This window comes from Sphaerisporangium sp. NPDC088356, from assembly GCF_040685555.1.
Taxonomy (GTDB): Bacteria; Actinomycetota; Actinomycetes; order Streptosporangiales; family Streptosporangiaceae; genus Sphaerisporangium.
This window is the reverse complement of sequence record NZ_JBFBIK010000025.1, coordinates 68582-76001: the sequence shown is the minus strand read 5'-3', so window position 1 is coordinate 76001 and position 7420 is coordinate 68582. Positions and strand designations below refer to the sequence as shown.

General features: G+C 65.7%; 12 protein-coding genes and 1 pseudogene. 8 read left to right on the top strand and 5 right to left on the bottom strand.

Annotation, left to right across the window (positions count from 1 at the left end; genetic code table 11):
• Positions 1-371, top strand: a 371-nt coding sequence (locus tag AB0O34_RS12755) for a transposase (protein ID WP_363915485.1), incomplete at its 5' end; no start/stop codon positions are given.
• 317 nt (positions 372-688) lie between these two features.
• On the opposite strand, the gene AB0O34_RS12750 is transcribed toward AB0O34_RS12755, so the two are convergent.
• A complete protein-coding gene (locus tag AB0O34_RS12750; RefSeq protein WP_363915484.1) occupies positions 689-1279 on the bottom strand; it encodes an RDD family protein in 591 nt (196 codons plus the stop codon).
• Positions 1280-1483: 204 nt separating this feature from the next.
• Between AB0O34_RS12750 and AB0O34_RS12745 the strand changes: the two genes are divergently transcribed.
• The 5 genes and pseudogenes from AB0O34_RS12745 to AB0O34_RS12725 all read left to right on the top strand — a co-directional run.
• Complete coding sequence (locus AB0O34_RS12745) at positions 1484-1939, top strand: helix-turn-helix domain-containing protein (protein ID WP_363915483.1); 456 nt, start codon at positions 1484-1486, stop codon at positions 1937-1939.
• A gap of 2 nt (positions 1940-1941) precedes the next feature.
• A complete protein-coding gene (locus AB0O34_RS12740) occupies positions 1942-2496 on the top strand; it encodes a PIN domain-containing protein (RefSeq protein ID WP_363915482.1) in 555 nt (184 codons plus the stop codon).
• 481 nt (positions 2497-2977) lie between these two features.
• Positions 2978-3481, top strand: a complete 504-nt coding sequence (locus AB0O34_RS12735) for a hypothetical protein (RefSeq protein WP_363915481.1) — start codon at positions 2978-2980, stop codon at positions 3479-3481.
• Positions 3478-3831 carry a hypothetical protein gene (locus AB0O34_RS12730; protein ID WP_363915480.1) on the top strand — a complete coding sequence of 118 codons (354 nt, stop codon included), beginning with the start codon at positions 3478-3480 and terminating at the stop codon, positions 3829-3831. Before AB0O34_RS12735 ends, AB0O34_RS12730 begins: the two co-directional genes overlap by 4 nt.
• Positions 3832-3850: 19 nt before the next feature.
• Positions 3851-3958: pseudogene (locus AB0O34_RS12725) on the top strand (peptide-methionine (S)-S-oxide reductase); the annotation flags it as partial.
• A 128-nt stretch (positions 3959-4086) separates the two neighbouring features.
• Here the strand turns inward: AB0O34_RS12725 and AB0O34_RS12720 are convergent.
• From AB0O34_RS12720 to AB0O34_RS12710, 3 genes are all read right to left on the bottom strand, one after another.
• On the bottom strand, positions 4087-4419 hold the full coding sequence (locus AB0O34_RS12720) for a GNAT family protein (protein WP_363915479.1): 333 nt from the start codon (positions 4417-4419) through the stop codon (positions 4087-4089).
• Positions 4395-4613, bottom strand: a complete 219-nt coding sequence (locus AB0O34_RS12715; RefSeq protein ID WP_363915478.1) for a hypothetical protein — start codon at positions 4611-4613, stop codon at positions 4395-4397. Before AB0O34_RS12715 ends, AB0O34_RS12720 begins: the two co-directional genes overlap by 25 nt.
• 334 nt (positions 4614-4947) lie before the next feature.
• Positions 4948-5367 (bottom strand): YchJ family metal-binding protein, encoded by a 420-nt coding sequence (locus AB0O34_RS12710; RefSeq protein WP_363915477.1) that lies wholly within the window; start codon positions 5365-5367, stop codon positions 4948-4950.
• A gap of 162 nt (positions 5368-5529) precedes the next feature.
• Here AB0O34_RS12710 and AB0O34_RS12705 point away from each other — a divergent pair, with 162 nt between their 5' ends.
• Positions 5530-5793, top strand: coding sequence for a hypothetical protein (locus AB0O34_RS12705; RefSeq protein WP_363915476.1), 264 nt, complete (start codon positions 5530-5532; stop codon positions 5791-5793).
• Between the two features lie 102 nt (positions 5794-5895).
• Positions 5896-7182, top strand: coding sequence for an endo-1,4-beta-xylanase (locus AB0O34_RS12700; protein ID WP_363915475.1), 1287 nt, complete (start codon positions 5896-5898; stop codon positions 7180-7182).
• Here AB0O34_RS12700 and AB0O34_RS12695 read toward each other — a convergent pair.
• The gene (locus tag AB0O34_RS12695; protein WP_363915474.1) at positions 7148-7357 is read right to left on the bottom strand and encodes a helix-turn-helix domain-containing protein; all 210 of its coding nucleotides are present in this window, start codon (positions 7355-7357) and stop codon (positions 7148-7150) included. The two genes, AB0O34_RS12700 and AB0O34_RS12695, sit on opposite strands and share 35 nt — an antisense overlap.
• Positions 7358-7420: the final 63 nt, after the last annotated feature.

The window sequence follows — 7420 nt, the reverse complement described above, 5'->3', positions numbered from 1 at the left end:
ACCGCGAGCTGGTCAGTCAGGGCTTCACCTCGAACCTGTACCGGCGTACGCGCGTCGCCGGGGACGCGGTCCGGCTCGCCCGCCGCTTCCGCAAGTTCGAAGACATGATCCTCCGCTTCGTGACCCACCCCGATCTGGTGGCCTTCACCAACAACGAAGCCGAGCGCACAATCCGCCCGGTGAAGATGCAAATGCGCAGCTCAGGGGGATGTTGGCGGACCTTGAAAGGTCTCGCGGACTTCGCTTTGGTCCACTCCTACCTATCCACCGCAGCCAAATGGGGCATCGACAAACTCGACGCCCTCAAGCAGTTGTTCACTACCGGACGCCCATGGCTCCCTCCAGCGCTCACACCATCCACGGCCACATGACCACGGTCGATCGCTCTATCGGGCTGCCTCAGGCTGAATAGCTACGAGTAATCCTCTAGATCGCGTTGTGCGGCTCATATTCACTTCCGGGTGTGAGCCGTTTCGCTGTTGGGTGTGGTCGAGTCGTTGATCTACCGCGACCCGGACGGAATCACCGTTCCATGGCGTTCCCGCACCCCTTCATTACGAGTTAAGGGACGATTGTCCAGGACCGTCCACAGCGGTCTTCCGGGCCCGATCGGACAGGCTCTGCGAGGTCTCTCAGTCCATGGTCGTCCAGGGCCGTCCAGACCTAGTTAGCATCCGCGTTAGCAAGGTCACGCAGATGATGTCGGGTCAGGTCTCCAGCTGAGCGTTTTCACCCGGTCGCGTACCACCGCGGCGCCCAGCAAGCGGTCATGAAGAACCCGGCCATCAGGATCGAGGAGCATCCACAGCCCGCCCGCGAGGAGACACCACAACCCGACGTCGGGGACGAAGGCGAGCAGGGGGAAGACCAGCGCGCGAAGCGCGGTCCTGCCCGCGCCCAGCCGTCCGCCCGTCCTGGCGGCGATGACCCGAACACCCGGCAGCCGCTTGCCGAGCGTCCGCCCCCACAGGGCGTGCTGCACCCAGAAATAGAGGAACAGCCCGGCCAGGATGGCCAGTCCCGCGGGCTTCACGCTGCTCCGGAACACGTACGCGTCGGCCCACTCCAGAAGTCCGGCTCCCACGCGGACCTTGAAGTTGATGTCGATCAAGAGCCAGGCCGCCCCCACGACAGCGCTGAAGACCGTAACAACGATCAAATAGTCGACCAGGGCCGCCACTGGCCGACGCCACACCATCCCGGCCTGTGACTCGCCCGGCTCGTCCCCAGTGACGGACCGCATCGCCCGCGACGCGGCGAACACCAGCGCCGCGGCCACCAGGAGACAAAGCTGGGTGATCCCCCATCCACCGACCGCCCCTCTGAACCAGCCGGCGCTGAACAGCGGGATCGTCCCATCGCAACTTCTCCGATAGCTGTACAACGAGGCGAGAGGTTCGATGACCGCGACCAGGACGAGGAGCCCCCCGCCAGCTTGCGTTTATTTCGTTGGTTGCGGATACTGCGAAGAGGAGGTGCTGTGATGGCAGACGTGCAGGCCAAGCGGGTGCAACCTGGGATCATCGACGCCGAGATAGCCGGTCGCGCCGTGCGTCGGATCAAGGACTACCTCATGCGGTATCCCGAGCAGTCGACCATTCAGGTCGCCGGCGAGCATGGAGGCGAGGATCCATTGATCTTGCCTCGCGAAGCCGTGAGTCTGCTCGCCTTCATCCTCGCCCAGGCGGCTGAAGGACGTGGAGTAACGGTCATACCCTCTCAGGCTGAGCTGACGACACAGCAGGCAGCGGACATGCTGAACGTCTCGCGGCCCTATCTGATCAAGCTTCTGGAGGCAGGAGAGATCCCCTTCCGCTTGATCGGTAAGCATCGGCGTATCACGTACGAGGATCTCCAGGAGTACAAACGTCGCGATGACGCCGGGCGACGTGCGGCTGCCGATCGACTTGCTGCACTAGGCCAAGAGTTGGGCATCTGAGCATGGGCTTCGTGGTGGTCTACGACGCGAACGTGCTCTATGGCAACACTCTGCGCGACCTGCTCATCCGTCTGGCTATGACAGGACGACTCCAGGCCAAATGGACCGACAGGATCCTCGACGAGATGCAGCGCAACCTAGCTGCCAATCGTCCTGACATCCCGGAAGAGAAGCTGGGCAAGCTCCGTCTCCTTATGAACTCGGCTGTCCGGGATTGCCTGATCGAGGGGTACGAGCCGCTGATCGAAGGGCTGAAACTTCCCGACCCAGATGACCGGCACGTGCTGGCTGCGGCGATCAAGGTGAGGGCGCAGATCATCGTCACGTCCAACCTCAGGGACTTTCCTCCAGAGCACTTGGCGTCCTGGGACATTGAGGCGAAGTCTCCCGATGACTTCGTACTGGACCAGATCGACCTTGATGGACGAGTCGTCTGGGCCTGCGTGCAGCAGATCGCCGACTCACGCATCAGCCCGCCGGAGACTGTGGATGATGTGCTTGACGCTTTGGAGAAAGCAGGTCTCGTTGAGTCGGTCGCTGCTCTTCGAGCCGGCTAGCCGGTCGCCGTGGCACCGAGACTGTGGCGAGCACGATTTATTGCCTCAACCGAACTGCTATCACCAGCAGTACCTATCTAAGGTGCCGAATGGGTATTGCGGTATCGGCGGCACCAACGTCAAGCTAGGTGACCCGTCCGAGTGGGCCGCCTGCCAGACGGGCCTGGTCCCGGCCGAGGAGTAGCTTTACAGCTCTCGCTGGACGGCTCGCGCTCAACCCCTGGGCGTGAACCGTCCTGCTGTCCGGCCGCCGTTGCCCCGTCCTCGACGCGCCCCTGATCCTGTCGTACCCCGACGGGACCGAGATGGCCGACCTAGGGCTCGGCTGCTTGAGGTGCTGAGCGGAAGTTCTGGCAGACTCCCGGCGTCGTCTCCACCGCTGCCGGGAAACAGGGCGGCTACACCTCGAACCCGCTTACTGCTGGAGGCCTGAGGCGGGCGGCGCTCTCGATCGATAGTCATGGATCTCTCTGGATCGCTCATGTCAGAACGTGTTCTGATATACCTTGATGGTGTGAGCACCAGCAGCGCCGACGCAGTGACTTTTTCTGACTTGTCGAGAAATCCCCGAGCGGTCGCCGAGCGCGCGGCACGCCTGGGACGCGTGCGTGTCACCCATCGGGATGCTCCAGACTTCTACTTGACGGCAGCGGACCGTGCGGAGGAGCGCGAACAGACGCTCACCACCGCCTCCCGGCTGTTTCTTGCCCTGATCAAGCATGATCCCACTGCGAGTGCGCTGGTCATAGCCATGCCGGAGGTCTTCCCTTGGGTTCGCCACCTGACTTCGGATGAACTGCGTGCCTTCACTCTGGAACTGGTCGAGGCGCTCTCCGATGCGGCCGAGCTGGAGGTCGATGCCACCACGCAGGAGGTCATCGCCGGCTGGCGAGCCACTGCGAGGATCAAGGCCGACCCTGCACACTACGCCGAGGCTCGCAAGCCCACGAGCGGCGACTTCGGGCCGGTGCAGGTTTCGGCATGAGCCCGAAGCGTGGAGATCGGGTTACGGTGCCACCGCCGGATGGCGAGTGGGATGTCCGGTTCGGTACCGGCGAAGCGGTCAGGGGCTGGGAGGAGCTGTGCCGTCATGCCTTGGCCAATACGCGCCGGTGCTTCGAGGTGCTGCGGGTTGATCCCCGTTCACGCTCCAGCCACGACCGTCAGCATCGCCTACGCGGCGATCTCGCGACTCATCGTCACAACGGCAAGGAGTTGGAGCAGTGGGAATTCGAGGTCACCAGCGGCGGGCGCGTCCGCTATGCCATCGATGATGTCACTCGCACTATCTGGGTGATCTATGCATCGCCTCGGCACCCCAAAGACACCGAATAGCCGACTATTGCTCCGCGAAGCGGAGTGCTACCACCAGCAGTTTCTTTTCAAGGTGCTGAGCGGCTACTGCAGCATCGGCGGCACGGGCGTGAGCTGCCCGATCGGCCTGGCGCCCGCCGGCGAGTGAACCGGGAGGTCTCCGTGCTGTTCGCGATGCTCTAATTAGCTACGTCCTTGTTGTCGATCGACAACGACATGGCGGAGTGTGCGACCGGCTACGTAGGTCATTTGTCTACACATGGCCGGTCGTCTAGGTCAGTCGTCGAAGACCCGCTCCCACAGCAGCCCATCCCGCCAGCTCCCGTCGAGAAAGATCGAGGAGTGCGCGACGCCGTACGGGCTGAACCCATTGCGGCGCAGCACCCGCTGCGACGGCAGATTCTCCAGATTGGTGGACGCCTCGGCGCGGTGCAACCCGAGCTCGTCCGTCATCACCCGGAGTACAAGCCCGACGGCGTGCCCGGCGTGCCCTTGATTCTGGGCGACGCTGGCGATCCAGTAACCGACGGAGCCGCGGCGCAGGTGCGGCTGCGGCAGAATGCCTCCGACGGTGATCTGCCCGATCACCTGGTCGTCGGCGAGCACCACGCCCGGCCAGACCTCGCCGGCCCGGTATCCGCCAGCAGGCCGTCGATCCGCTCCGCCTGGCCCTCTGGGGTGAAGAAGTCGGCCGGCTGCTCGGGTTCCCACGGCCGGAAAGCCTCGAAGTCCCGCATCCGATGCGCGGCTATCGGGGCGGCGTCGGTGGGCTCGATCAGGCGGACCCTGGTGCTGCTACGCATGGCTGATCCTCGTCGCGGCGCGTCGAATGAGACGACGAGCCTACGCGAGGGCGCCCACCCGGCCGCACCGTACGCCCGCCGGAGGACCGAGCCGATCGCGCTCTCGTGTTCTCGATACGCACGTCACACCGAAGCCGACAATGCTCACCGACACCGAGCGCCCTGCTGGCCGAGCGGCTGGATCGAGTCGGCGACGGCCCGACCACCCCCCGTGAGACCGCGATCAGGCGCCGCCCATAGGTTGACCGCGTCCGCGAGCGGGTATCCGCGCGCTGCCAGAGTGGTCGTGGTGAGAGGCGAGTGTGCGCGGTCGATCACTGGGGAGCGTGGGTGTTCAGTCCGCTATGGCGTCGAGATAGACCCAGGCGCCCTCATACCGGGCGAACCGGCTCTGCTCGCGCAGCACTCCGGGCTTTCCGCGGAAGGTGTAGTTGGCACGGAAGGTGACGGTGCCGGTGGTGTGGAAGGGGCTCCCCTCGGAGACGTGCTCGATCTCCAAGCCGATCCAGCGCAAGCCCCGCTCGAAGTCGACGCGTCCCGGCCGGGTGGTGGGGTGCCAGGTACGGAGCAGGTAGGCCTCGTCCTTGACCGCGAACGCGGCGAACCGCGAGCGCATGAGCGCCTCCGCCGTCGGCGCGGCGTGCCCGGCATGAAACCGGCCGCAGCACTCGCTGTAGGCGGCGGGCAGGGCGCAGGGGCAGGGCTCCGCGCCGGTGCGCGGCGACGTGCTACGGGGGCGGGAAGTGCCTTTCACCCTGCGAGGCTACCGGTTTCCGATGCGATCGACGCGGTGGTGGCGCCACCCGCCTAACTCCACCACGCCCGGTCGCCATTGACGCCCATACACGCTCGTCGGTGCCGCACTGCTTGTTGGCGAGAGTGGGGGCGGTTGCCGGAACTCGCGGCCCCTCGTGCTGTGACGCTCGATGCCGCGAAGCCATCGACGTGCCAGCAGACCGTGTCGGACGGCTCGGCTTGTGCGGCGGCCGAGACGCGGCTTCGGCTGCCGGATGAGACGTACGAGCAGATCAAGCAGATCGCCGGTGATGACGCCCAGAGCGTCAACTCCGCGATGGTGGTCGCCATCGAGAGTGTCGGTGACGACGCTTGTCCAGATCTGTGGGAGAAGGCTGCTGCGCTGATGCGGAGCATTCTGATCGGGCATCCGCCAGTGGGTTGATCTCCGTTCACGCTCTAGCCGCAACCGTCAGCATCGCCCATGCGGCGATCTCGCGAACTCTTCCCGGGATCTGCCGGGACGGGTCCCGTCACAATGGCGGGCATGACGTCACATGCCCGGCCCTCCACCCTCGATCCGGTCCTTAAGCATCGAATCGCCGACGTCACGCTCACCGTCACGGCGGACGGTGCGCTGTTCGCCGGACGGGAGGTGGTCGTCGCACAGCGGGACCACCGTTTCCTGTTCGGCTGCACAGGTGGCGACCTCGTCCCGCCGAGGGGGGACGGAGGGGGCTCGCCCGACGATCCCGCCGTCCCCGAGGACGAACGGCTCGCCGGCCGCTTCCTCGGCCTGTTCAACTTCACCACGCTGCCCTTCTACTGGGGCCGGTTCGAGCCCGAGCGTGGCGGGCCGGAGACCGAGCGCATGCTGAAGCTCGCGCACTGGTTCCGGGACCGGGGGTTCTTGGTGAAGGGCCACCCGCTGGCCTGGCACACCGTGAGCGCCGACTGGCTGATGGGCCTGCCGAACGCCGAGATCGCCCGCGAGCAGGTGGCACGGATCAAGCGCGAGATGACCGACTTCGCCGGGGTCATCGATATGTGGGACGTCATCAACGAGGTCGTCATCATGCCGATCTTCGACAAGTACGACAACGGCGTCACCCGCATCTGCCGGGAGATGGGCCGCATCCCGATGATCAGGATGGTCTTCGAGGCGGCACGGGAGGCCGGCCCGACGGCGACGCTGCTGCTGAACGACTTCGACATGTCGGCCGCGTACGAGTGCCTGATCGAGGGTGTCCTCGAGGCGGGCATCCGGATCGACGCGCTCGGGCTGCAGAGCCACATGCACCAGGGCTACTGGGGGGAGGAGAAAACCCTCTCCGTCATCGACCGCTTCGCCCGGTACGGGCTGCCCATCCACTTCACCGAGACGACGATCGTGTCCGGGCACCTCATGCCGGAGGAGATCGTCGACCTGAACGACTACCAGATCCCCGAATGGCCGTCGACGCCGGAGGGCGAGGCCCGGCAGGCCGACGAGATCTCCCGCCACTACCGGACGCTGCTGTCGCACGCGGCCGTGGAGGCGTCCACCTACTGGGGCTTCCAGGACGGCGGCTGGCTCGGCGCCCCGGGCGGCTTCGTCCGTGCCGACGGCACGCCGAAGCCGGCGTACGACGCGCTGCACTCGCTGATCAAGGGCGAGTGGTGGCTCTCGCCCACGACGCTGGTTACCGACGACGGTGGCCGCGTCCGGTTCAGCGGGTTCCTCGGCGACTACGAGGTGTCCGCGGCCGGAAGGTCGGCGACCTTCACACTGGACGCGGCGGGCGAGGTCGCAGCCGAGCTCAGCGGAATGTGCGCCGGTAAGTGTGAGGACTGACACCTGTGACCCGCTTGAAGCGGTCAAGGAAAGCGGTGGGGGAGGCGAAACGGACCTGGGTGCCGATGCGTTCGACGGTGTGGTCGGTGGTTTCCAGCAGGTGCTGGGCTTGGTGGATGCGGGCTCTCGCGTCACGGTGGCCGCCAGCGAGCCCGGCTGCGTTGACGACGGTCACGCTGGATTTCGCGGCACCCTCGGCACAGGAGCCGGACGACACCCCCACCCCTGACTTGCGTCC